Here is a 23,123-nt window from a genome sequence, read left to right as displayed (position 1 = left end):
ATGACGGAGACAGGGTCAGGGCCGGGATCGACGGGGGCGTTCGACGCACCGCCCCTGCGCAGGCTGCGGTACTTCCACGGCCAGAATCTGAGCGCCAGGGACTTTCAGCGTGAACAGGAGTATGTCCGCGAGAAGTTGAAGCTGCGCATGCGCTCCCTGCTCGGCTACGGGGTGGTGTGCGGCCTGTACGTGCGGCCGGTGCGGCGTCATGACGACGACTGTCCGCCGGACCACCACGGGTCCGCGGCGGCCGGCGGATCCGCGCGTCCGGAACATGCGGAGAACCCCGAGAACCCCGAGAACCCCGAGGACGCCGAGAGCGCAGAGAACACTGCGACCACCGGGACCACCCAGGACGCCGAGAGCGCGGAGGGCACGGAGTACCGGCGGCGCAGGGCCGAGGTGAGACTCACCTCCGGTCTCGCCGTGGACTGCGACGGCAACGAGGTCGTCGTCCGTGGCGGCTGCGTGATCGACCTGTGGAAGGCCCTGCCGCGGGACGAACGGGACACGGACACGGTCTGGATCGGCGTCGAGTACGCCGAGCGGCCCGTCGAACCCACCCGCTCCGTCTACAACGACGCCTGCGCGGAGACCCCCGACTGCGAGTACGGCTGGACGGAGGAGTGCTGGACGGTACGCGTCACCGGCTGTGAGCCGCCGGCGGACGAACGCTGCGACACCTGCTGTTCCCGATGCGAGCACAAGGTGCTGTGGCTGGCCAGGATCGACTGCGTGGACTGGTACGAGCCGGTGCGCGAGGACCAGATCCATATGAACGTCCGCCGCCCGTTCGGCAGGCACGTGCCCACGGTGATCACCGGCATCAACTGGATCCACGGACACACCTACACGGTCGACGAGGCCAAAGCCCTGCTCGGCACCCAGGACGAGGACGGCGGGCTGGTCGTGCGGTTCTCCTCCGGCGTCCGTACCGACACACTGCGACGCGGCGTGGTCGAACTCCAGGTGATCGAGGGCGGCAGCGGACGCAACGCCTCCAGCTGGTACATGGGCGGCGCGTTCGCCGACCCCGACGTCGAATCCGTCACCGGGTCCGCCCCCGCGGCAGCAGCCGACCCCGGGGAACCGGGGGCCGAGGCGGCTACCGGGTCGGCCGGATCACCCCGGTTCACCCGGGAGTTCCGCTACCGCCAGACCACACGCGAGACGCTCCAGGACGGCGACCGCGTACTCGTCACCGTCCGCGCCGCGTTCCTCCTCGACCGCTGCTGCCGCCCGGTCGACGGCACTCATGTAGGCGGACGCGTACCGACCATCGACGCCGGGGCGACCGGGTCGGAGCGGCGGGGCGGCTGCGACCTCCCGCCGTCCGGCATCGGGCCCTGGACGTCCGGCACCGGCTCGGGCGGAGACGTCTTCGAGAGCTGGTTCTTCGTGAAGGAGCGCTGATCATGGCAACAGACTGCGGCTGCGGCTGTGGTGGTGACGCCACCCGCACCTCCGCCTTCGTACGCCCCCGCTTCTTCGCCGGCCAACTGCTGACCGAGGACGATCTCGGCCTGCTGGTCGACTATGTGACGGCAAAGGGCAGACTGCACAACCGCTCCCTGTCCGGGCCGGGCGTCGTCTGCGGCCTCGGTGTCACCTGCGACCCCTGCGGCGGCGGCACCGTGACGGTGCATCCCGGGCACGCGTTCGACTGTGCGGGTAACGACATCGTGGTGTCCTGCACCGAACGGGTCGATGTGCGGGCACTCGTACAGGAACAGCGCCTCAGCGGCCTCGGCGTGGACTGCGGTGACCCCTGTGACGACGACGGCGAGCGCCGCTACGGCCTCTTCGTGCGCTACCAGGAACTCCCCGTCGACCCGGTGGCGCCGTACGCCACGGAAGAGCCCTGCCCCACGCCGGGGTGCGTGCCGTCACGGATCCGGGAAGGGTACCGATTCCTCGTCAAGCACGGTGACTTCGAGGACCACCGGCACAATCCCGGCACCACCCTCCTGGCCAATCTCGGCAGCCTCACCCGGGCCGACCAGGCCCGGACCCGCGACCGGCGGCTCGGACACCACCTCGACGCCCTGTTCGTCGCGTCGGCCTCCACGGGCCGGACCATCGGCTTCGAGGCCCCCGACAACAAACGGTTCACCGACAGCCTCGACTGGCTGCGTCAGAACGCGGGCGGAGAGGGCCCGCCCCCGCCGGGGACCGTCCCCGGGATGACCGACCACGTGCGCGCACTGGCCAGTGCCGTCGCCCGGTTCGACACCCACGACGCCGCCGGGCAGGACCGGCTGAAGAGGGACTACCCGCGTCTCACCGAGGTCCAGGACGCCCGCGGTGTGCTGGGGGCGGTGTGCGGACGCCTCGCCGGAGCCGACATGGCGGCGGCGTGGCCGGACCCGCTGCGCCGTACGATCGCCCGCGCGGTCGTCACCGAGACCGCGGCCCGCGTCGTACCCGAACGGGGAGCCCCGGACGCGCAGCTCGAAGTACGCATGCTGGCCCAGGGAACGCCGCTCAGCCACGCGCTCCAGGTGGAGTTCCGCGCCGACCTCGGACTGCTGCGCGAGTGGCTGCTCGGCCGCCTCGACCAGGCCACCGGGCTCGCCGACTGCGCGCTGCGCCGGGACGTCGCCGCCATCGACGTACCGCCGCTCCTGCCGCCCCCACCGGCGGACAGCGTGGAACGCACGACCCTCGCCGACCTGCGGCAGATCGCCGAAGCGGCCGAGAAACTCTCCCTCGCCGTACGCCGGTTCGTCACCGACGCGGCATGCGCCACGCTCAACCCGCCGTGCAACGACTGCACCGACACCGATGTCCTGCTCGCCGAGGTGGAACTGGACGGCTGCGACGTCGTACGGATCTGCTCCGCCACCCGGGAACAGGTCCTGCCGGGCGGCTCCGCGTACGGCGAGTGGCTGCCCAAGCTCTACCGGCTGCGCGAACTCGCCGAGCGCGTCTGCTGCCGCCCCCTGCCGGGCCACCAGCGGCCGGACCTACCGGCGGAGGGCCCGGTGTCCCGCCCGTACGCCGACGGGCTCCTCGCCGACTGGCCGCGCACCGGCGACCTGGAGGAGATGTTGTCCCTGCTGCTCACTCCCGCACCCGGTGAGACACCCCCCAAAGCCCTGCACGAGCAGGTCTACACCACACCCAGCGAAGTGACCGACAGCATGCAGGAAATGGGCATGCTCAGAACGCAAGTGGCCGACCTGACCGCCGTCCTGGAAGGGCTGCGCGCCCAACTCGGCACTGCTCAAACACAGATGAACCGACTGGAGGAGCAAGTCCCGGAACGGCTCGGATCCCGCCTCGCGGAACTCGAAGGCGCGCCGCGGGATCAAGCGGCCGAACCCGCCGAACCACCCGCGGCCGAACCCGCCAAGCCCCCCGCGGCCAAGCGCGCCCGGTCCTCCCGGACCCAGAAGCCCGGTGAGACGCCATGACCGGCCCACTGCGCCCCGCCTTCCACGAAGGGCAGGTGCTGGCCGCCGCGGACCTGTCGGCCTCGGTGGAGTACGCGCGAGGACTGGCCACCCGGCACGCACGGCACCTGCACGAGTGGGGCATCGCCGAAGGCCTCGGCCTGGTCACCGAGAACCGCACCGACCCGGGGACCAACGCCCGCTTCGTCGAGGTGAGCGTGGAGCCGGGCGTCGCGATCGACGGGACGGGACGCGAGGTCGTTCTCAGCGAACCGGTCGTCCTGCGCGAGAGCGGCTTCGAAGAGGTCAACGGCGCGGACCAGCCGACGGACGACCCCTACCCGGTCTTCCTCACCGCGGCCGACCGGGAACCGGCCGCGTCCCCCCGGCCGGACTCGTGCGCGGGCACCGCCACGAAGACCCGGGTGGAGGAGTCGTACCAGATCCTCTTCGGACGCCTCGGCGACGAACTGCTGGTCGCCGACCAGCAGCCGCCCGCGACCGGCGCCCCACCGGCCGACCCACCGGCCCGCTGGCTCGTCCTGCTCGGCTATGTCCGCTGGACGGACGGCCACTTCAGCGGCATCGAGACCAAGGCCCGCGGGGTCGGGGTGCGCTTCGCGGGTGTCCGCGCGGACACCGTCTCGGCCCGGTCGGGCGCGCTGACCCTGCGGACGAGCCAGTCCGTCCAGGAGGGCGGACCGGTGATGGTGCTGACCGGCGGCGATCCGCCCAGCCTGGTCTTCGGCCTGTACCAGGGCGGCGGCACGGTCGCCCCGCTGATGACCGTGGCGGCCAACGGCAATCTGACCATCGAGGGCAGCTTCAGCGGCCGGATCTCGGCGGGCACCACACTGGTCACCTCCGGGACGGCCACCGACGGCATGCTGCTGCCACTGCCTTCCGGAGTCAGCGCGGAACAGGTCGCCGACGGCCGGGTCGTCGTCCATGTCCACCTGACCCCGCGCACGCCCCCGGCCTCGGCGGACACGACGCTGTACAGCCCGGTCGAGGCCACCGTGGACCGTGACCGGCGGATCCGCTGCCGGGCACGCCTGTACGACCCGGTCATGGCCCCGGGCGAAGTCGTCGAACGGCCGGGCACGGTCGACTTCCTCGTCCTGGCCACGGTCGCCGCGACGAACGGAGGTGGCTGACCATGGCTCTCTCCGTGGTGTACGCGGCCGGCACCGGCCATGTGGTGGGCGCGCTCGCACTGACCGGCGCGAGCACCCTCCCCGATGTGGCCTCACTCGTCGGACCCGCACTGCCGCTGCGCGTCTCCCTCGGCCCGGGCAGAACCGCGACCCTTCCGCTGAACGCCCGCGAACTCGGCGTGGCGGCGGCGGACGACGAACCGGGCGCCCTCGCCGATCCGCTCGCCTACGCGGTCGAGCTGACCGCCGAAGTGGTCCCCAAACCCAAACCCACGCTGCTGCGCCTGGCGACGTGGAAGGACGGACTGGCACTGGCGACGGACGGCCTCACCATCACCGTGCCCGTCGCCAGGAGCGGCCTGACCAAAGTGGTCGCGCTGATCTCCGACGAGCAGGACACCCATGTGCTCGCCGGAGAGATCCCGGCGGGGGACACCGAGGTCAAGCTGCCGGTGACCCTCGCCGCGGCGAGCGAACACGGTGTGCTGGTGCTGGTGGGCGGCTGGGCAGGCCGCCTGGAGAAGGCGAAGGTGCTGTGAACACGCCCACCGCGCGGACCTCCGGAGAGATCACGGTGCATCGGTGCACCGTCACGGTGGTCCGCCGCGGCGGGTGGAGCTGGGGACCAGATCCGCGCGGCCTGGTCGACGAAGTGATCGACAGCCTCCCGGAGTTGCTGGCCGACCACTTCGCGGACCAACTGGCGGGCGACGGCCCGGACGTGGAGATCACCGAGCCGATGACCGTCACCGTCCGGCCGGGCGGGCGCGGCCGGACCGGCCGGACCGGTCCTGGCGGGATGCCCGTCGAGGTCCACTTCGCACCGGCGGAGATGGTGGAGATTCCCGCGGACGTGTCCGCCGTCGGCACGTCCGCCGTCGGCACAGGGCCGTCCGACGCGTCCCCTGGGCGATCCTTCGAGGAGTCCTTCGAGGCGGCCGGGTCCCCACGGCCCGTGCCCCCGGTCGCCGCGCTCTTCGCGGAGCTCGCCGAGCGGAACGAACTGGACGCGCTCCTCGCACTGCTCCCGGACCACTCCCTCCGGGTCTATCTGCTCGCCCTGCTCGGTGCGGGCCAGGGCGACCGTCCCGACGACGGCGGTGCCCCCGGTGACCGTGACACGACGGCCGGCCGGCTGCTCGCGGAGCTCGCCGGCCGCGCCGCCCTCCCGGAGCCACCGGCCGAGGCGCTGCCCGCCGCACCGCGCGGGCTTCCGCCCGGGGACCTTCCGAGCGGTGACACCACGGCCCTGGCCCGGCTGCTGACCGAGCACCTCACGTCCGCCCCGCCCGAACCGTCTTCCCCGTCCGGCCGCTCCGGCCGGTCCGGCTCCCGGGCCGAGGAACCGCCCCCGGCCGCGGGCGGCGCCGTTCCACCCCGTACGACCGGCGAGGTACGGGTCTGGTCCGCGCTGCCCTTCCTGCTCGCCGGACCGCTGGCCCGTATCGGGTACCTCGACGCGATCGGACCCGCCCTGGCCGGCCTCGAACTCACCGAGGAGTCACCCCTGTTCGCGGCGGCGCTGGCCTACAAGGTCCTGGGCGTCACCGGACGCGGCTGGCACCGGACCCGAGAGGACAGCGAGGCCGCGGCGGCCTTCGCCGGTCTCGGCCCGCCCGTACCCGAGGACCGGCTGACCGACTTCGCCCGGACCGCGGCGCCCGCGTTCCCCGTACTGGACGGCGTCCTGGCGCTCTCGGTGTGCCGCGGCCACGACCCCGCCGCCCCCCTGCTGATCACCGGGGCCGAGGACCGGCTGCTCCTCGTCGACGCCCAGGGGATGTTCCCGATCGCCTGGGCCGCCACCATCCGCGCACTGCTGCCGTACTGGCAGTCCTGCGGCCGACCGCACGTACTGATCTGCGACGGCCCCCTGCCCCCCGGATCCCTGCGCGAACTCGCCGCGGCGGACGTACCGTTCCTGACCGGCATCCGGCCCCTGCGCGGCGACCCGGTGACGCGGCTGCCCTGGCGCACCCCTCTGTGGACCGCACCGGGCGCGCCCCCGGACGCACGGCTGGCCGCGGAACTGCCCGGCCACACCGCCCGCCTCGCCGACCTGATCACCGCCCTCGTCGCCGAGCGCCGGGCGGCACCGCTCGCCCGCGACGGCGGCCTCGAACGCACCGTCACCCTCGCCGCGGCACTCGGCCTGAGCACCCTCGCCTGGACGCTCTGGCGCGACCGGGAGACACCGGATCCGCTGCTGGCCCTGAGACGGTTCGCCGACCTGGACGCCACCGTCCGGTTCGAGCCCACAGCCGTCCGGGTACGGGTCCCCTTGGGCCGGCGCCATACGGACCTGCTGCGCGGCGGACTGCTCGCCGACGTTCCCGACGTGGTGTGGCTGGGCGGCCGGACCCTGACCTTCTCAGGCGGGTGAGCTGCATGAGTGACACGAGCGGCGTGAGCGGTACGAACGGCGAGAGCGGCGAGAGCGGCGCGGGAGAACCGGCGGTGGAGCACCTGCGGCTGCGCCTGGCCGGCGTACACCGCGCGCTGCGCACCGCCGTCGAGCGGCAGTCACGGATCGCCGGGCTGCTCACCCGGCCCGACCTCACGCCCTACTGCGTGACCGACGAACAGGTCGACGTACTGCTCGGCGAGGTGCACGCCTTCACCGACACCATGACCGGGCCGTACGTACCGGAGCAGCCGGAGCCGGACACCGAACGCGACCTGCGGCGGCGCGCGGCAGCCGACGGCCTGACCCTGCCGCTGGACGCGCTCGCCACCCGCTTCGGTCTGACCCGCGCCGACCAGGACGCCCTGCTGCTCGCCGCCGCGCCCGAACTGGACCGCGGTTACGAGCGGATCTACGCGTACATCGTGGACAACCTCAACCGGCGGCTGCCCTGCGTGGAGTTGCTGGTGACGGTCGGCGCCGACAACGCGGCGCGGCGGCTGGCCCGGCGCCGCGCCCTCGGCCCCGCCGGACCGCTGCGCCGCTACGGCCTGCTGCGCCCGCACGGCGAGGCCGCGGTCGAACTCGCCCAGGAACTGGTCCTGGGGCCGGGGGTACTGGAGTTCCTGCTCGGCTGGGGCGGAGACGTGGGCCTCCTCGGCCACGACCCCGGCGAGATCGTCCAGCCGGAACGGCGCGTGCTCTCCCCGTATCTGTCCTCCGGCCGGCTCGTACGACTGGGCCGCGCGCTGGGCTCGGGCGACATCGACCTGGCCGGGCTGTGGGGATGCCCGCCCGACGGTCAGCTCGACGCCGTACAGGCACTGGCCCGGGCGGCGGGCAGGCCGCTGCGGACCCTGACGTCCGACCCCGAGGCCGATCTGCGGACGGCCGCGGCGCTGGGCACCGTGCTCTGGATCCCCACCGACGACCTGCAAGGCGAGACGCGGCAGCGGGTGGCCGACGCGGTCTGCGCCGTACTGCTCCGGTCGCGGGCGCCGGTCTGTCTGACCGGCCTCAAACCATGGCGCCCCGCGGGCCTGCTCGCCGTACGGTCCTACGCCGAACTCACCGTCCCCGTACCGGATCTGCCCGACCGGCGGGCGATGTGGTCGGCCGCGCTCCCGGACCTGAACGGAACCCTTCTGGAGGACCTCGCCATCCGGTACCGGATGAGCGGCGGCGAACTGCGCGCCGTGGCCTCGGTCGCGGACGCCGGCGCCCGCCTCGCCGGCAACGGCCGGCCGGAACCCGTCGCCGACCATGTCCACCCCGCCATCGCCACGGTGACCAGGGGCCGCGGCGGCAGCAGCGTCCAGTCGATCGTGCCCCGCCGGACGGCCGACGATCTGGTCCTGCCCGATGTGCAGTTCCACCAGATCCTGGAGATCGCGTCGGCCGCCCGGGCGTGGCCACGGGTCGCCGAGGAATGGGGATTCGCCCGCCGCTCCGCGCACGGCGGGGTGAAGGCGCTGTTCACGGGCGAGCCCGGGACGGGCAAGACCATGTCCGCGGAGATCGTCACCGGCATGCTCGGCCTGGAGCTGCTCAAGGTGGACCTGGCGCAGGTGGTCTCGAAGTGGGTCGGGGAGACGGAGAAGAACATGGAGGAGGCGTTCCGGCAGGCCGAGGAGAGCCACGCGGTCCTGCTGTTCGACGAGGCCGACGCCCTGTTCGGCAAGCGCGGCGAGGTCAAGCAGGGCACGGACCGGTACGCCAACCTGGAGGTCGGCTACCTGCTGCAGCGCCTGGAGGCCAGCGACGGGCTGGTGATCCTGACGAGCAACCTCAAGGACAACATCGACCCGGCGTTCACGCGCCGCTTCCACTTCGTCGTCCACTTCCCCCGCCCGGCCGTCCCGGAACGCCGCAGACTCTGGCGCCTGGCCTTCCCGGACGAGGCCCCGCTCGGCCCCGACGCGGACCTGGACGTCCTGGCCCGCCTGGACATGACGGGCGCGGCCATCACCGCCGCCGCCCGCACCGCCGCGCTCTCCGCGGCGGACGCCGACGCCGACGCGATCGGCATGCGCCACATCGTGCGCGGCGTGACCCGCCAGTACCAGCGCGAGGCCCGTCTGCTCCGCCCCTCCGAACTAGGCCCGCACGCCCATCTGCTCGACGACGGAACACAGGGGTAACCGCCCATGCTGCCCACCGAACCCCCACTCTCCCTCCACCGCCTGGTGGCGCCGACCCCACCGGCCCGGGTCCAGGACAGCGGGACCGCGGCCGCCACCGCTCAGCGGCGGCCCGCGGCCGAGGCCACGCTCGTGCCGGTCCCCACGAAGCCGCCGACCGCCCTCGAACACATGCTGCTGGTCGGCCAGAACCAGGTGGGCAACGCGGCGGTAGCGGGCGCGGCGGCCCGCACGACCCCCGACCCGCCCCCGCTGCTGGTCGTGGCCGCGGTTCCGGCCCCGGCCCCGGCGTCCGTACCGAAACCGAAGGCCGTTCAGTCGCCCTGACGGGAGGCCGCCAGCCGCTGGAGTTCCCGGACCAGCTCCAGGGACTCGCCCGCCTCCTCCACCTGCGAACCGTCCACCGAACCGGCGCCCCGGTTCGATGGCTGGCGGAATTCCTCCTTGAGCAGGCGGAGGGACTCGGCGTGCTCGTCGTACAGGACCGCGAGCATGGACTCACCGCAGCGCACGGCTTCCCCGGACCCGGTAGCCCGGCGGAGGCAGAAGGCCGTCGGGCGGCCCACCCGCAGCTCACTGAGCCGATAGCACACGATCAGGTCCTCCTGCCCGGCAGCGGTGCCGGGGATGACCATGAGCGGCATCAGGTCGGGATCGCGGGCCAGAATCCGCTGTTCGGTGCCGGCCAAGGTGTCGGGCGTGGCATCAGGACCTCCCCGATCGAGCGGGAGGGCCAGCTGCCAGGGCTGGTTGGTGAAGCTCGCCAACAGGTCCAGTTCCCACGGTCCGGCGTCGACGACGACGAAGAGCTCCTCGGGAAAGGCGGTGCCGTAACACTCGCGCAGCACCTCGCGCGGGCCGAGCCCGTCCTCGTACAACGCCCGCGCCAGGCGGGCCATCGACGCGTAATCGGCGCGTGACGCCTCCGCACGCAGTCGGTCGAGGGCCTCCGGGGGCATCATGATTCTCCTTGCTCCGATGGCGCATCCCTCATGATGTCGTCCAGGAGTGTCCGGATACGTTCCCAGTGTTCCTGGAGTTCGGTGGCGGTCATCGCCGAGACGATCTCCCGCGTGATCGCTTCCGCCTTCCGGAAGGACTGCTGGGCCTGTTCCCCGTTCGGTCCCTGTCTTCTCTCACCGATCAGGGCATTGACGTCGTCGCTGAGTTCTTTGAGGGCCGCTTTGATCTCCCAGCTGTTCACGGTCAGCCTCGGGTTGTCGGCCATCAGCATGGCGACGTTCTCGACGTGGATGAAAATCTTGCCCTCCAGACGCCTCTGGACGCGGTTGTTCAGCCCGGGGTTGGCGTAGACGAACTCCCTGGCCAGGGTCCGGGCGCTGGCGTACGACTGCGACTGGATGATGAGCGCGTACATCCGGTGGCTGACGCGAACAGTGGCCTCCCCACCGCCCTTCTTCCGCATCAGGCCCTGACCGGCCAGCTGAACGTCCTCCGGTGTCCGGGTGAGCCCCCGGTCACGGTCGCCCGGCAGCGGGCTCGTGGTGGTGCTCGCCTCCGGGGTGTAGGCGACGGTGAACTCCTCGCCGAAGACCTCCATCAACCGGTTCCGCAAGGTGCGTCCTTCCGCACTGCGTATGCCGTAGAGACCGCCCTGGACGCCGCGCAGGGCGCGGAGACGCTCGCTCTGGAAGATCCCGTCCGCCTGGTGACGGTCCCACGCCTTGATGAGCATGTTCGGTTCGGTCGGGTAGAGCATCTGCGGATGAAGCTTGGCGACGGCGTCCCGGATCGCCCGGTCCAGCTTGTTGGCCAGCAGTGTGAGCTGTTTCGCGCGCGGATCGCCGTGCTCGCCCCAGTCGAAGTCGTTGAAGTGGTAGCCGCCGATCGTGATCAGCGGATGCTTCTCCATCTCGTCCAGTGCCTTCTTGTACGCGGCCAGGACGCCCAACGTCTCGGAGACCGCGACACCGGTGTCGGCATCCTGGCCCACGACATGGACCTGGTCGTTCACCGCCGACAGGATGGCCACCGCGTCGCGGGTGTACGAGGAGTTGAGCACCTCCTCCCGGAAGAGGCCGTAGGGGAGCGCGCCCTTGTCGCGCAGACCCTTCTCGTGGGATTCGGCGAGCGTCTTCTCAGCGCCCGACAGCTCCCGGTAGGCCTTGCGTACCTCCGCCATGGGGACTTCGCGCTTCTCCTTGTTCAGCCACCTGGGCGTCCAGACGAAGCCGAACACGGCCATGATGAGCTTGAGCGGTCGTTTGACGCTGTCGATGGCCCCGCTGAGGACGCTGCTGTCGTTCTTCGGATCGAGGTGCTCGAATGTGTTGACCCCGATCACCACCGCGGTCCTTGCCGCTGCGAGCTCCTTGGTCCGGGGGTTCTTCCACGCGCTGTGGAGGTATCGGGCGGCCATGTCCGGGTTCTGCTTCACCTCGCCGGGGACGGCCGCCATGTTGATGACGAAGCCGGTCCGCCGGTCGAGCCCTTCCATCGGAACCTTGACCTTGTTGAGCTGATCGACCGCCTTTCCATGCTTCCTGATCTTGAAATTCCCCTCGGCCGGACCGATGTGGTACGGGAACTTGTCCCCCAGATCCTCGACCGGTGTCTCCGCCTCCGGGTTGATGGTCACCTTGATCCGGTACTTGCCCTCCGCGACCCCCTTGAGCTGGATCCGCGTGAGGTCATGCCGTTTCTTGATGCCCGGCAGCCCTCGCCGCACGGATTTCACCGTCGCACCTTCGCCGTCGAGCAGACGCGTCGCGTCGCGAACGGCGGCGTCGAGAGCGCGTTTCTTGTCCTGCTCGGACCGTTTGTCGGGACGCTTCCTCTTCCGGCCCGGTCCGGCCACGCGCTGGGGCCGTCCGTCCTTACGGCGCTTGCGCCGCCGATCCGGGCGCCGCCTGCCGGGCCGCCTCCGCCCCGGCAAGTCCCGAGGCGTGGCTGCGGGCTTCTTCCTGGGCTTGATCTTGGACCAGAGCTTCTTGACGAGGCCGACGATCTTGTCGATGACCCAGTCGATGGCCCGGTTGACGGGCTTGGCAAGGGCCTGGACGATCTGCTTGATCTTCGCGGCGATGCCGCCGACACCGAGCAGGGAGGCGAGGAAGCCGAGGAGTACGGGGATGGAGCGGGCCAGCGCCCGTTCGATGAGGGCGGGGACGCCACCGCTGCCGCCGCGGGCGATGGCGATGACGGCGTCGAGGACGGCGTTGACGAACTCGAAGATCTGGCGGGCCCGGGTCACGATGAAGGTGACGATGTCGATGATCAGCTTCACCGCGCGGACGAACGCGGAGGCGGGGTTCAGCAGCGAGAGGATCCACATGATCCCGGCCTGGACGATCGTGGGCGTGACGTAAGCGATGACCTTCCCCATCAGGTCCTTACGCAGATCCCCGACCCGGGACTTGAGGTCCTCCCACATCCCGGCGACGCCCTGTTTGCGGACCTGGACGACCAGGGACACCCCTGTCTCGGCCGCGGCCACGGCCTGCTCGGGGACCTTACGGGTGAGCCGGGCGCGAATGTTCTGCCAGGTCAGACCGAGCAGCGAGGCGAGCATCGAGACGATGCCCTGGGTGTCGAACTTCGCGGGGAGTTGCAGTCCGGCTTCGGCGGTGCGGCCCAGGAGCCAGGACATGATGCCCTGCTGCAGATGGGTCCCGATGTTGCGCAGGAACTGGCGCAGCCCGGCGCCCATGGCGGTCACGAGGTTACGGAGGAACCCGATCGGGTCCTTGAGGATCAGCAGCACCGCCTGAGCGGCCTTGGCCAGGACAGCAAGAAGGAGACGTTTGAGTTCAAGGATCGTATTGATCACGGCCTTGACCGCGTCGACGGCCTTGGCGACCAGCCCCTTGTTCTTCTCCTTCTCGGCCGCGATTTCCTCGTCGACTGACTTGAGGGCCTCGGAGTATTTGGTGGCCAGCGTGTCGACCAGGGCGGTGCCCTTGTCGTCCACGGACTGGGTGAGTTCGTCGAACTTGTCGCTGAACTCGGCGGCAGCCTCGCGGCCGATGGAGCGGAGGTCGGCGGGGAGCTTGTGGACGGCGGCGTTGAGTTCGGTGCGGCCCTGGGCGACGCGGCGTTTGGCCCGGTTGAGTTCGGTGCCGATGGTGGTCGCGACATCCGAGATGACCTGCCGCATCCGGCGAATGTAACCATCGCGGGCGGTGTCGAAGATCTGATCGGCCTCGGCGGGCAGCCCGGCAAAAAGATCCCGCACCCACCGAGCCTTACCGATCACGCCGGAGTAGCGGCGGTCCTTGTACTCCTCCATCTTCCGCTCGTGCTCGGCGGTGAAAGCCTCCCGGGCAAGCCTCTCGCCCCGGGTGAACTCATCGTCGACCAGCTTGTCCAAACCATCCAGGATGGCCTCGACGTCCTTCTTCATCGTGTCGAAGACGCCCTGCAGCAGCGTGGTGACCTGTGCCCGCTTCTCCTCGTCCCGGTTCTTGGCACCGGCCTTGCCCGCGCCGACCTGCTGCCCGGTCCGTACCCGCTGGCCCCCCATCGCCCCCATCGCGGCGGTACCGAGCTGCCTGGCCTGCGCAGTAGTGGACCGCAGCACGCCCGCCTCATGCTTACGCATCTGGCCGGGCGCCACGGCGGAGTGCCGTTCGGCGGTCTTCTTCTCGCCCAGCGCCGTATTGAAGGAGGGTTCGTTGGAGCGGGCCAGCTGCTTTTCGGTGACCTGCGCGTCCGACATCCGACGCTCGACTTCGGCCGGCCCGGCGGACAAATCGGTGGCCGAGGCCGGCAACGTGTCCGGCACGGCACCGGCCGGATCGGGTGCCCCGGGCGTACCGGGCGGCCGGTCCCCGGTGAGGGGTACGACCTTCTTGGTCACCGCGGCCGAGGTGTCGGGCGGGGCGGCGGTCGTGGTGGCGATCTCCTCGGCCGAGCCCGCCTTGCCCTGGCCGACCTGACCGCGCACCTCCGCCTGGACCTCTTCGGCCTTGCCCGAGTCGGCGAACTTGTCGGCCTCGTCAAGGTTTTTCGGCGCTTTGCCGGCGATCGCCTTCTCGACCGCCTTGATGAACGCGTCCTTGTCGAACTCCTTGGGCTGGGCCTCGTCCATCTTCTCCGCGTTGGCGGTCTTGCCCTGAGCTTCCTCATCGTCCTTGGGCGGCCGGGCCGCGTCCTGCGCGGCGACGGCCTCCGTCTTCGGCGGCGGATGCGAAGCGGCGAGCGCCCGCTTCTTCTGCCCCACGTCCTTCTTGAGCGCGGCGAACTTCGGATCCGCCTCAGGCCCGGGCCGAGCCTTGACGTCCGGCCCACCGGAAGTCTTCGATGCCGTCTCCGACGCGTCCTCCTGCAGAGCAGTCGCCCCAGAGACAGCCCCAACCTCCCCACGTCCGGCCGCGGCGACAGCGCCATTGCCCACCCGGTCCTGTGCCCCAGGCGGCACCCGCCCCGGCAAGGGCAGCCCCGGCACGGTTCCTCGCCCGCCCACCAGCGCGGCCCCCACCGCAGCGTTGGACGTGACCCCCTGCGGCCGTGCCGGACCACCCGCCTCCGGCCGCTCCTTCACAGGCACGGCCACGCTCGCCGACACCGCCGGCCGCAACGCAAGCGCCTTCGGTGCTGGCATCGGACGCCACCTCCCTACACGGCCCATCGGCGACGACACAAACCCAGGTATCCCAGGACACTCCGCTCACCGTGCCAGCACAGGCGTGACACCACCGTCACCGCCGCATTCCGCCAAGCGTCTCCGTACCCGCCCCGCGAGTTACGAGGCTGCGGCCAACCAGTCGCGCACCACATCGGAGCACGCAGTCCACACTCGCCCGCACCGTCGCCAGGCGAGTGCGATCCCGTCTTCACTCGGGCTTGGATTCAGTCAGTTGACAGAAGCAACCCAGACGAGATGAGCGGTCAGGCCCTTGCTACGGGGGAAGTGGCGGGCCGTCTGTTCGGGCGACGAAGCAGTGACACGAAGCGCGCCGGGAGGGGTAACAGCTTCGGCGCGGTCATCGAAGGCAAGCCCCCAGGCGGCGACCCAGCAGTCATCTTCCTGTCCCACTTCGTGGAACACCGCGAACAGCCGTGGCGCGGTGTCGGCCACGATCTCCTCCATAATCTTGCTGAACTCCTCGGTCACTTATGTCTCCAGGCTTGATCCGACAGGCTGCTAGCCGCCCAAACGAATGAACTCCCTCGCGGGTCTTGCGGTGCAGGGCCCAAGTGCGGCAAGCAGGTGCTGACGGCATGTGAGGAGAAGCAGGAATGACGGAGGCATCCAGCCCGACGGTGTAGCGGCGCTGGCCGGCGTTCGAGCTGGCCCGGCTACGGAAAGGAAGCGGCCCTGGTCCAGGAGGACGTGGCCAAGGCCCTGCGGTGCACGGTGGGCAAGGTCTCGTACTGCGAGACGGCGGAGCGGCCAGTGGTGTTGCGGGACCTGGACGAAGTGCTGCTCCCGCTGTACAACGTGCCGCAGGAACGTTGGCCGTTGTACCTTCGCGCGGCCACGGACGCCCGGAAGAAGGGGTGGTGGGAAAGCTACGGTGAGGATCCGTTGCCGGGCCTGCTGCAGACCAGGGCGTACACCGACGCGACCACCCGCCGGGGGCCGGCCGAGCGTTGGAAACCCAACTACCATGAGGGACCAGCTTGTCCACGTGACGGAGATGGCTCACAACCCGAAGATCACCGTTCAGGTCATGCCCTTCGCGTGCGGAGCCCATCCCGGAATAGCAGCAGGCCCGTTCCAGATCCTCGGCTTCCCGCGGCCGACGGATCCGGGAGTGGTCTACGTACAACACCACGCGGGCGCGTCATACCTCGAAGCGGCAGGAGATCGAAGCGCACACAGTGGCTTTCGAGCACCTGGTGGCACTTGCGCTGAGCCCAGACGAATCGATCGACATGGTGCGAGAGATTGCCGAGGAGTACATGTGAGGGCGCTTAATAGCATGAGTGTCAACCAGGATCCGCCCATCCAGCCGTGGCGCAAGTCCAGCTACAGCGGACACGAGGGTGCCTGTGTCGAAATCGCCGATGGTGTCTCCGACACTGTTCTCGTGCGGGACAGCAAGACGCCCCAGGGTGCAATTCTCGCGTTCTCCTCAGAGGAATGGGGCGTGTACATATCCGGGCTCAGAGGCGATTTCTTGTCGAGAGTGGCACCAGGCACTTGAGCTTGGCCAGTAGTTCGACAGCGAGGGCAGAAGGCGTACCACGCTCACCAAGGAGTAACCGTCGCTGCCATCCGGAGCGGTGAATCCGGATGCAGTCGCAGTGACACGTGAAGATCCCACCCACCCCACACCGGAGGGAACGAACGGTGCGAACCTTCGCCCCCCACGGCAGCGATCGCCGCTGACGAATCGAGGTAGACGGCGCCCCCCCCGCAGCGGGAGCCGGTCAGGATCCTGCTGCGTGTTGAAAGGTCTCTATCCGGTCTACAAGGGATCTGGCCTCTCTCAGCGCTTCCGGGTGCACCAAGTCGTACTCCCCTTTGCCTTCTGTGTTTTCCGATTCCTCCTCCAGTTCACGCAGGTAATTCGTGTGGTGCTTGTGCAGGCCGGCCAGCAGGGAGTCGTCGCGTGGGGTGGCGGCGGGGGTTTCGGCTTCCTCGTGGACGCCGTAGATCGTTGATCTGCCTGCTGCCAGTTCGGTCACCCGGTAGCAGAGCACCAGGTCGTCGTCCTCGGTGTCGATGCCCGGACGGATCAGGAAGACCAGGGGAAGTAGGTCGGGGTCGAGGTCGTTGAGGCGTCGCTCCTTGGGCTCGTACGGGTCGGCTCGGGACGCCGGGCCACCGCGGTCCAGCGGTACGGCCAGTTGCCAAGGTTGGTTGGCCCACTTGGCCAACAGGCCCAATGTGTAAGGGGCGGCCGCCGCGATCACGAAGACCTCTCTGGGAAAGTCGACTGCGTAACACTCGCGCAGAACCTGCTCAGGGGACAAGCCGGTCTCGTACAGCGCTCGGGCCAAGCGGGCCATCGGGCCGTACTTGCGGCTCGATGCCTCGATCCTTAACTGTTCGAACTCGTCGGCCATCTTGTGAACTCCTATTCTGCGCCCTGTCCGGGCCTGTTCCTGCGTTCGAGCTCCCGCAGTACTACGCGTAGTTCGGCCCAGGTTTGCCTGAGTTTCTTCGACGTTAGCGCGGTGATGATGTCACGTGCGACCTCGTGCGCCAATGCCAAGGTTTCCCCGAGCTCCTTGTTCGCATGCGCCTCCGAAGTTCCTGCCTCCGCCTTCACTGCCTCGGATATTTCTCGCAGAATGCTCCGTATTCGGGGATCGCGGGCGGTTATTTCTGGATTCTCCGACATGAGAATGACGACTCTTTGGACATGGTTAAAGATCACCTTCTGTACTTTTCCTTGCCCGGCCCCTCCGATTTTTGTATTCGCCATGTATACTGCGCTGGCCAGCCTCCGTGCGTTCGCGGTTGTCTGGGCCTGCATGGTCAAGGCGTATGTTGCTCTGCCTCTGCTCTCAATGGCTCGCTGCACTTCTTTCTTCTCGTGCAACGTAAAACGTGTCGGGTCAGTGGTGACGGATGCGCGCGGGTCGTACAGCACCGAGAAGTTGTTCCCCAGTAACTTCTTCAGCCAATTCCTGAGGGACTTACCCTCCAACGGGCCGACGTCGAATGGGAGAACGTCCCGGACCCCTTCGACGGCCATCAGGTCCATGAAGTCGAAAATATCGAACGCGCCATCTTCGTCCCACACCTTCACCAGCGTGCTCGGCTCAGACGGATACAGCATTCCGGGATGGCGTTTGCCGCTGGCAACCCGGATGGCGAGGTCGATTCTGTTGGAGAGTACCGTCAACTGAACTTCGAGAGCATTTGCGTCTGTCGTACTCCAGTCGAACCGTTCGAAGTCGTAGCCGCCGATGATCATTATTGGGTCGCTTTTGATGGTCCGCAGGACCTCGTTGTACGCGGCGAGTACACCGCGTCCCTTCGGGGCGGTCGCGGTGCTGTCCGGATCCTGGGTCAGGACGTGCACCTGCTCGTTGGCCTTGCTGAGAATGTTCTTCGCCTGGCGGGTGAAGCTGGACTTGAACACCTTTCCCCGGAAGAGACCGATGGGTAGATCTGCATTCTTCAGTCCTACCTCTTCCGCGCGCTGAGCTTCCTTCTTCTTGCTCTCCTTCGTTAGCTTGTTGTACGCGGTGCGCACAGTTCTGATCGGTACTGGATTCCCTCCCTTGGCCTCCACCCACCTGGGAGTCCAGGTGAAGCCGAACACCGCCAGGAGCAGTTTCCGCGGTCCCGACGGTCCCTTGACGGACCGCACCGAGGCGATGACCGCCTGCCTGCCTTCTCCGACCTTTGGAGCCAGGCGCTCGACGGAGTTGACACCGATGACGACCGCGGTTCTCAGGTGTGCCGCTTTCTCCTCCGGTTCGGGCGAACCTTGCCACGCCTCGGTGAGGTATCGAGAGGCGACCATCGGGTTGTTCTGTATCTCCTTGGGGATGGCCACCATGTTGATTACGAAGGCTGCCGGGTGTTTTTCCTTCACGAAGTTCTCGATCGGGTGCAGGTTGCTTTCCACTTGGTCGACGTCCTCCATGTTGATCGACGCAGTGGATTGGTGAAGCTCGTAGGGGAAACCTGGGAAACCCAGCTTCTTCGGGTTCGACTGGCCCTTCGGATTGATGGACAGCTTGATGATGTAGAGCTCTCCGGTCTCCACCAGTCGTATCGACTTAAGGCGGTGTCGGCGCTTGATACGCGGGAGGCCCTTGCGCACCGAATTGACCGTGGCATCCTCGGCGGCGATGAGTTGGTTGGCGTCTCGGATTGCGGCGTCGAGGGCGCGCTCCTTGTCTTTGTCGGACCGTTTGCCGAGGCGCTTCCTTACCTGGTCCGGTGCGGTCCTGCGCCGGGGGTGCCTGTCACTGCGGCGTTTGCGCGGCCGACGCAGGAGGGGCCGCTTCTGGTGCGGTCTGCGTCTGGGTTTCGTGAGCCTCTTCCTGGCGTCCGACTTCGACTTCAGCTTGGACCGGAGCTTCTTGACCAGGCCGACGATCTTGTCGATGACCCAGTCGATGGCCCGGTTCACCGGGCGGGCCAACTGCTGGAAGATCTGGCGGACCTTGCCGGCGATGCCGCCGATGCCCAGGATCGCCGCCAGGGCGCCGATGAGTACGGGGATGGAGCGGGCCAGGGCGCGTTCGACCATCGCGGGGACCCCGCCGGAGCCGCCGCGGGCGATGGCGATGACCGCGTCCAGGACCGAGTTGACGAAGTCGATGATCTGGCGGGCCTGGGTGACGATGAAGCGGACGATGTCGATGATCATCTTCACTGCGCGGACGAACGCGGAGGCGGGGTTGAGGAGGGAGAGGATCCAGGTGATGCCCGCGAGGACGATGGTGGGTGTGAGGTATGTGATCAGCCGGTCGACCAGGTCTTTTTTCAGGTCGCCTACGCGGGACTTGAGGTCGTCCCAGGCGCCGGCCACGCCCTGGCGTTTGACCGCGGCGACCAGGGGCACCGCGGTTTCCGCCGCGGTCACGGCCTGTTCGGGGACCTTGCGGGTGATGCGTGAGCGGATGTTCTGCCAGCTGATGCCGAGCAGCGAGGCGATCATCAGCAGGATGCCGCGGATGTCGAACGTGGCGGGGATCTGCACGCCCGCGGAGGAGCCGACGCCCAGCAGCCAGGACAGCACGCCCTGCTGCATGTGCCGGCCGATGTTCTTCATGAACAGTTTCAGTCCGCCGCCCACGGCGGTGACCAGTTTGCCGAGGAAGCCGATGGGGTCGGCCAGGATCATCCCGATCGCCTGTACCGCCTTGCGCAACACGCCCATCAGGAGGTTCTTGAGCTCCTTGATGGCCTGGACGGCGCCGGCGATCGCGTCCTTGGCCTTGTTGACCAACCCCTTGTTCTTCTCCTTCTCCGCGGCGATCTCCTTGTCGACCTCCTTGACCGCGTCGGTGTACTTGGTGGCGAGGGTGTCGACGAGTTCGGTGCCCTTGTCGTTGACGGTGTCGCGCAGCTCGTCGAACTTGTCGGCGAACTCGCCCGCGGCCTGTCGGCCGATGGCCTGGAGGTCTTCGGGCAGCTTGTCCACCGCCGCCTTGAGTTCCTTGCGGCCGGCCGCGATACGGTCCTTGGCCCGGCGCAGTTCGCGCTCCACCGTGCCGGCGATGTCGGTGATCACCTGCCGCATCGCGGTGAGGTAGTTGGCCTTCGCCCGCTCGTAGATACGGTTCGCTTCCTCGGGCAGGTCAGCGAACAGGTCCTTGACCCAACGCGCCTTGCCCGCCCAGCCGGAGTAGCGCCGGTCTTTGTAGTCCTCCATTCCCTGGGTGTGTTCACGGGTGAACTGGTCGCGGGCGCGTTTCTCTTCGCGGGTGAAGTCGGTGTCGATCGTCGCGTCCAGATCCGTCAGGATCTTCTCGACGTCGGTCTTGGTCTTGTCGAACACCTCCTGCAGCAGCGCGGTGACCGTGGTCCGTTTTTCCTCGTCGCTGCCCTTGGCTCGGGTCTTGCCCGCGGCGACCTGCTGCCCGGCCGCGACTCGGGTGCCGGCCATGGAGGTCATGGCGGCCGGTCCGATCGCCGCCGCGTTGTTCTTGACCGATGTGAGTTCCTCGGCCTCGGCGCCGCGCAACGCGCGGGGGGCGGTGGCCGCATGCTTGTCCATCGTCTTCTTGCTGGCCAGCGCCGCTTTGAAGGTGGGTTCGTTGGAGCGGGCCAGCTGCTTTTCGGTGACCTTCGCGTCGGCCATTTGACGGTTGACCTGTTGGGGCCCGGCGGACATGTCGGTGGCCGAGGCGGGCAGTGGGTCGGGCACCGCCTGGTTCACGTTGGGGCCTGCGGGTTTGGTCGGCGGCCGGTCCGCCACCAGGGGGACCACGGTCTTGGCGTCCGGCGCGGGCTGTGGTGGTTGCGCGGTGGTGTCGGCGATCTCCTGCGCGGCGGTCTCCTTGCCTTCGCCGACCTTGCCCTGGACCTCCCGTTTGACTTCCTCGGCCTTGTCCGACGTGCCGAACTTGTCGGCCTCGTCAAGGTTCTTGGGAGCACGGTCCGCGATGGCTTTCTCCACCGCCGCGATGAAGGTCTCTTTGCTGAACTCCTTGGGCTGGGCGGCATCCATGTCCTCGGCGTGCGCCGCCTTGCCCCGCGCCTCCTGGTCGTCCACCGGCGGCACCGCCGCCGCCTGCGCCGCCACCGCCTCGGTCCGGGCGGGCGGATGACTGGTGCCCACCACCCGCTTCTTGGCGGCCACATCCTTCGTGAGCGACTGGAACTTGGGATCGGCCCCTGGCGACCGGCGCCCTGCCGCCTCCGCTCTGCCCTTGGTCTTCTCAGGCCGCTCGGTGGAGGTATCGGCTCGGCCCTGCTCCTGTACGTCCCGGGGAGCCGCGAGTGGAGTCTTCGCCTTGACCGGAGGCGGCCGCGGTCCGGCCGGCCGGGGTGTCGCCGCTGTTGTCGGCCTCGCGCCGGGCGCCACCGGCCCACGAGGTGCGGCGACGGCACCACTGGCTACCGCCGCGTTCCCCACCATCGCCTGACCGGCCGGGCCTCGCAGGTCCGGCGGGCCCTGGCCCGGTAACGCAGGTAATCCCGGCGGTAGGTTGGCCAGGGCCGCCGTCGTGGCCGCGTTCCCCGCCAGGGGCAGCGCCATCCCCCCACCGGCCGTTCCCGGAAGGGAGTACCGTTCGCCGCGGCGCCAGGTGTGCGCCCCGTCCGGCCGCCGCGTGTCCGTCGTCGGTTGCGCCATCGCCAGAGCCGGCGCGGACGACGGCGGCCTGGGGGTTTTTGCTGGCGGAGGCATCCGACGAGTCCTCTGCTCGGCAGGCGGGGCATGACGCGCTCCCGAGCAGGTGACGCACCTACGATCGGGACTCGAACACGATGCCATCCGGCGCGTCAGAGCTCCGCGACTCCGACGTCACCTCGGCGTCACCCTCGCGTCCACCTCTGTCCGGGCCCGCGCACTGAGGGCCGTACGGCCGCGCACGACGCACCTCGGCCCCGACCGGTCACAAGCTGGTCGGGGCCGGGACGAGGGTGGCTTCTGGGCGGCGAAGAGACGTTTCCTCCCCGCCCGTTCCGCTCAGCGTGCCTCGGCCGCGCGCGCCTCGGCCGGGGTGGGCGCCGTACCGCCCAGGTGAGCCGGCACCCACCAGGTGTCGTTCGCGTCCTTGGGGCGTACGGGATAGGCCCGCTGCGCCGCCTCCAGCAGCTCCTGCACCCGCTCGCGCAGCCGCCGGGTGATCGCGCCCGCGTACTGGTCCGCCGGCGCCTCGACCTGCTCACCGACCCGGATCGTCACGGGGATGTGGCTGCGCTTGAAGTTGCGCGGCCTGCCCTTGGTCCACACCCGCTGGGTGCCCCACAGGGCCACCGGGATCAGCGGAACGCCCGCCTCCTGCGCCAGCCGGGCGGCGCCCGACTTGAAGCTCTTCAGCGTGAAGGACTGCGAGATCGTCGCCTCGGGGAAGATCCCGATGATCTCACCGGCGCGCAGCGAGGCGAGGGCGTGGGCGTACGCGTGCTCCCCCTGGTCGCGGTCGACCGGGATGTGCTTCATGCCGCGCATCAGCGGGCCCGAGACCTTGTGCTTGAACACGGCGTCCTTGGCCATGAAGCGCACCAGCCGCTTCTGGGGGAGGGCCGCGAGTCCCGCGAAGACGAAGTCCAGATAGCTGATGTGGTTGCTCACGAGCACGGCACCGCCGGTGGACGGAATGTGCTCGGTACCCTGCGTGTCGATCTTCAGGTCCAGCGCCTTGAACATGGTGCGGGCGGCGCCGATGACCGGCCGATAGACGAGCTCTGCCATCTGGGGAGGACCCTTCTGTTCCGGGGAGGTTCTCCCGGCGGAAGTTACGCAGCCGTAGGTTTTCGGCATTGCGCCGATGTTGCCGTATCAGACGCGCTGTGGCCAGTCCTGGTGTACGCACAGAGCGAGATTCTCGTCACGTCGCCGGGAACACCGTGGGGAACGCCGGCGGAACATCTCCGGGAACATTTCCGGAAACCCGGGCGGCCGGGCCTGCCAGGGAGAACGCGCCGGAGCGCGGTGGAGACGCCCCGGTCGCGGAATATTTTCCGGTCGCGCGGACG

At 69.2% G+C, this 23,123-nt stretch carries 14 protein-coding genes; 8 read left to right on the top strand and 6 right to left on the bottom strand.

All coding sequences use genetic code 11. From position 1 onward, the window contains the following. From AB0P17_RS14515 to AB0P17_RS14485, 7 genes are read left to right on the top strand one after another with little or no spacing between them, the layout of a single operon-like run. Positions 1-1,413, top strand: a complete 1,413-nt coding sequence (locus AB0P17_RS14515) for a hypothetical protein (protein ID WP_365810846.1) — start codon at positions 1-3, stop codon at positions 1,411-1,413. Positions 1,414-1,415: 2 nt separating this feature from the next. Continuing rightward, positions 1,416-3,416 (top strand): hypothetical protein, encoded by a 2,001-nt coding sequence (locus AB0P17_RS14510; protein ID WP_365810844.1) that lies wholly within the window; start codon positions 1,416-1,418, stop codon positions 3,414-3,416. Next, on the top strand, positions 3,413-4,552 hold the full coding sequence (locus tag AB0P17_RS14505) for a hypothetical protein (protein ID WP_365810842.1): 1,140 nt from the start codon (positions 3,413-3,415) through the stop codon (positions 4,550-4,552). The genes AB0P17_RS14510 and AB0P17_RS14505 overlap by 4 nt, the downstream gene beginning before the upstream one ends. Positions 4,553-4,554: 2 nt before the next feature. Then, a complete protein-coding gene (locus AB0P17_RS14500) occupies positions 4,555-5,091 on the top strand; it encodes a hypothetical protein (protein ID WP_365810840.1) in 537 nt (178 codons plus the stop codon). Beyond that, positions 5,088-6,935, top strand: coding sequence for a hypothetical protein (locus AB0P17_RS14495; RefSeq protein WP_365810838.1), 1,848 nt, complete (start codon positions 5,088-5,090; stop codon positions 6,933-6,935). The genes AB0P17_RS14500 and AB0P17_RS14495 overlap by 4 nt, the downstream gene beginning before the upstream one ends. A gap of 5 nt (positions 6,936-6,940) precedes the next feature. Next, positions 6,941-9,097 (top strand): AAA family ATPase, encoded by a 2,157-nt coding sequence (locus AB0P17_RS14490; protein ID WP_365810837.1) that lies wholly within the window; start codon positions 6,941-6,943, stop codon positions 9,095-9,097. A 6-nt stretch (positions 9,098-9,103) separates the two neighbouring features. Beyond that, entirely contained in the window at positions 9,104-9,424 is a 321-nt protein-coding gene (locus tag AB0P17_RS14485) for a hypothetical protein (RefSeq protein ID WP_365810835.1), read from the top strand. Here AB0P17_RS14485 and AB0P17_RS14480 read toward each other — a convergent pair. From AB0P17_RS14480 to AB0P17_RS14470, 3 genes are all read right to left on the bottom strand, one after another. After that, complete coding sequence (locus AB0P17_RS14480; RefSeq protein ID WP_365810834.1) at positions 9,412-10,059, bottom strand: hypothetical protein; 648 nt, start codon at positions 10,057-10,059, stop codon at positions 9,412-9,414. The genes AB0P17_RS14485 and AB0P17_RS14480 overlap by 13 nt on opposite strands. Beyond that, the gene (locus tag AB0P17_RS14475; RefSeq protein ID WP_365810832.1) at positions 10,056-14,279 is read right to left on the bottom strand and encodes a hypothetical protein; all 4,224 of its coding nucleotides are present in this window, start codon (positions 14,277-14,279) and stop codon (positions 10,056-10,058) included. Before AB0P17_RS14475 ends, AB0P17_RS14480 begins: the two co-directional genes overlap by 4 nt. Positions 14,280-14,912: 633 nt before the next feature. Beyond that, positions 14,913-15,173 carry a hypothetical protein gene (locus tag AB0P17_RS14470; RefSeq protein WP_365810830.1) on the bottom strand — a complete coding sequence of 87 codons (261 nt, stop codon included), beginning with the start codon at positions 15,171-15,173 and terminating at the stop codon, positions 14,913-14,915. A 109-nt stretch (positions 15,174-15,282) separates the two neighbouring features. Between AB0P17_RS14470 and AB0P17_RS14465 the strand changes: the two genes are divergently transcribed. Further along, positions 15,283-16,209 carry a Scr1 family TA system antitoxin-like transcriptional regulator gene (locus tag AB0P17_RS14465; RefSeq protein WP_365810828.1) on the top strand — a complete coding sequence of 309 codons (927 nt, stop codon included), beginning with the start codon at positions 15,283-15,285 and terminating at the stop codon, positions 16,207-16,209. A 226-nt stretch (positions 16,210-16,435) separates the two neighbouring features. On the opposite strand, the gene AB0P17_RS14460 is transcribed toward AB0P17_RS14465, so the two are convergent. From AB0P17_RS14460 to AB0P17_RS14450, 3 genes are all read right to left on the bottom strand, one after another. After that, complete coding sequence (locus AB0P17_RS14460) at positions 16,436-17,074, bottom strand: hypothetical protein (RefSeq protein WP_365810827.1); 639 nt, start codon at positions 17,072-17,074, stop codon at positions 16,436-16,438. A gap of 11 nt (positions 17,075-17,085) precedes the next feature. After that, positions 17,086-21,279: a hypothetical protein gene (locus AB0P17_RS14455; RefSeq protein ID WP_365810825.1), complete on the bottom strand. Its 4,194-nt coding sequence runs from the start codon at positions 21,277-21,279 to the stop codon at positions 17,086-17,088. Positions 21,280-22,110: 831 nt separating this feature from the next. Further along, positions 22,111-22,839, bottom strand: coding sequence for a lysophospholipid acyltransferase family protein (locus AB0P17_RS14450; protein WP_365810823.1), 729 nt, complete (start codon positions 22,837-22,839; stop codon positions 22,111-22,113). Between the last annotated feature and the right edge of the window lie 284 nt (positions 22,840-23,123).

Origin of the sequence: Streptomyces sp. NPDC088124 (assembly GCF_040685895.1) — a bacterium.
GTDB lineage: Bacteria > Actinomycetota > Actinomycetes > Streptomycetales > Streptomycetaceae > Streptomyces.
Note: the sequence above shows the minus strand (reverse complement) of the source record. Positions and strands in the feature narration are given on the sequence as shown.

Bases quoted from the DNA above. Each gene is read 5' to 3' on its own strand.
- AB0P17_RS14515 (WP_365810846.1), top strand. From the start codon at position 1: ATGACGGAGACAGGGTCAGGGCCGGGATCGACGGGGGCGTTCGACGCA.
- AB0P17_RS14510 (WP_365810844.1), top strand. From the start codon at position 1,416: ATGGCAACAGACTGCGGCTGCGGCTGTGGTGGTGACGCCACCCGCACC.
- AB0P17_RS14505 (WP_365810842.1), top strand. From the start codon at position 3,413: ATGACCGGCCCACTGCGCCCCGCCTTCCACGAAGGGCAGGTGCTGGCC.
- AB0P17_RS14500 (WP_365810840.1), top strand. From the start codon at position 4,555: ATGGCTCTCTCCGTGGTGTACGCGGCCGGCACCGGCCATGTGGTGGGC.
- AB0P17_RS14490 (WP_365810837.1), top strand. From the start codon at position 6,941: ATGAGTGACACGAGCGGCGTGAGCGGTACGAACGGCGAGAGCGGCGAG.
- AB0P17_RS14485 (WP_365810835.1), top strand. From the start codon at position 9,104: ATGCTGCCCACCGAACCCCCACTCTCCCTCCACCGCCTGGTGGCGCCG.
- AB0P17_RS14480 (WP_365810834.1), bottom strand. From the start codon at position 10,059: ATGATGCCCCCGGAGGCCCTCGACCGACTGCGTGCGGAGGCGTCACGC.
- AB0P17_RS14460 (WP_365810827.1), bottom strand. From the start codon at position 17,074: ATGGCCGACGAGTTCGAACAGTTAAGGATCGAGGCATCGAGCCGCAAG.
- AB0P17_RS14450 (WP_365810823.1), bottom strand. From the start codon at position 22,839: ATGGCAGAGCTCGTCTATCGGCCGGTCATCGGCGCCGCCCGCACCATG.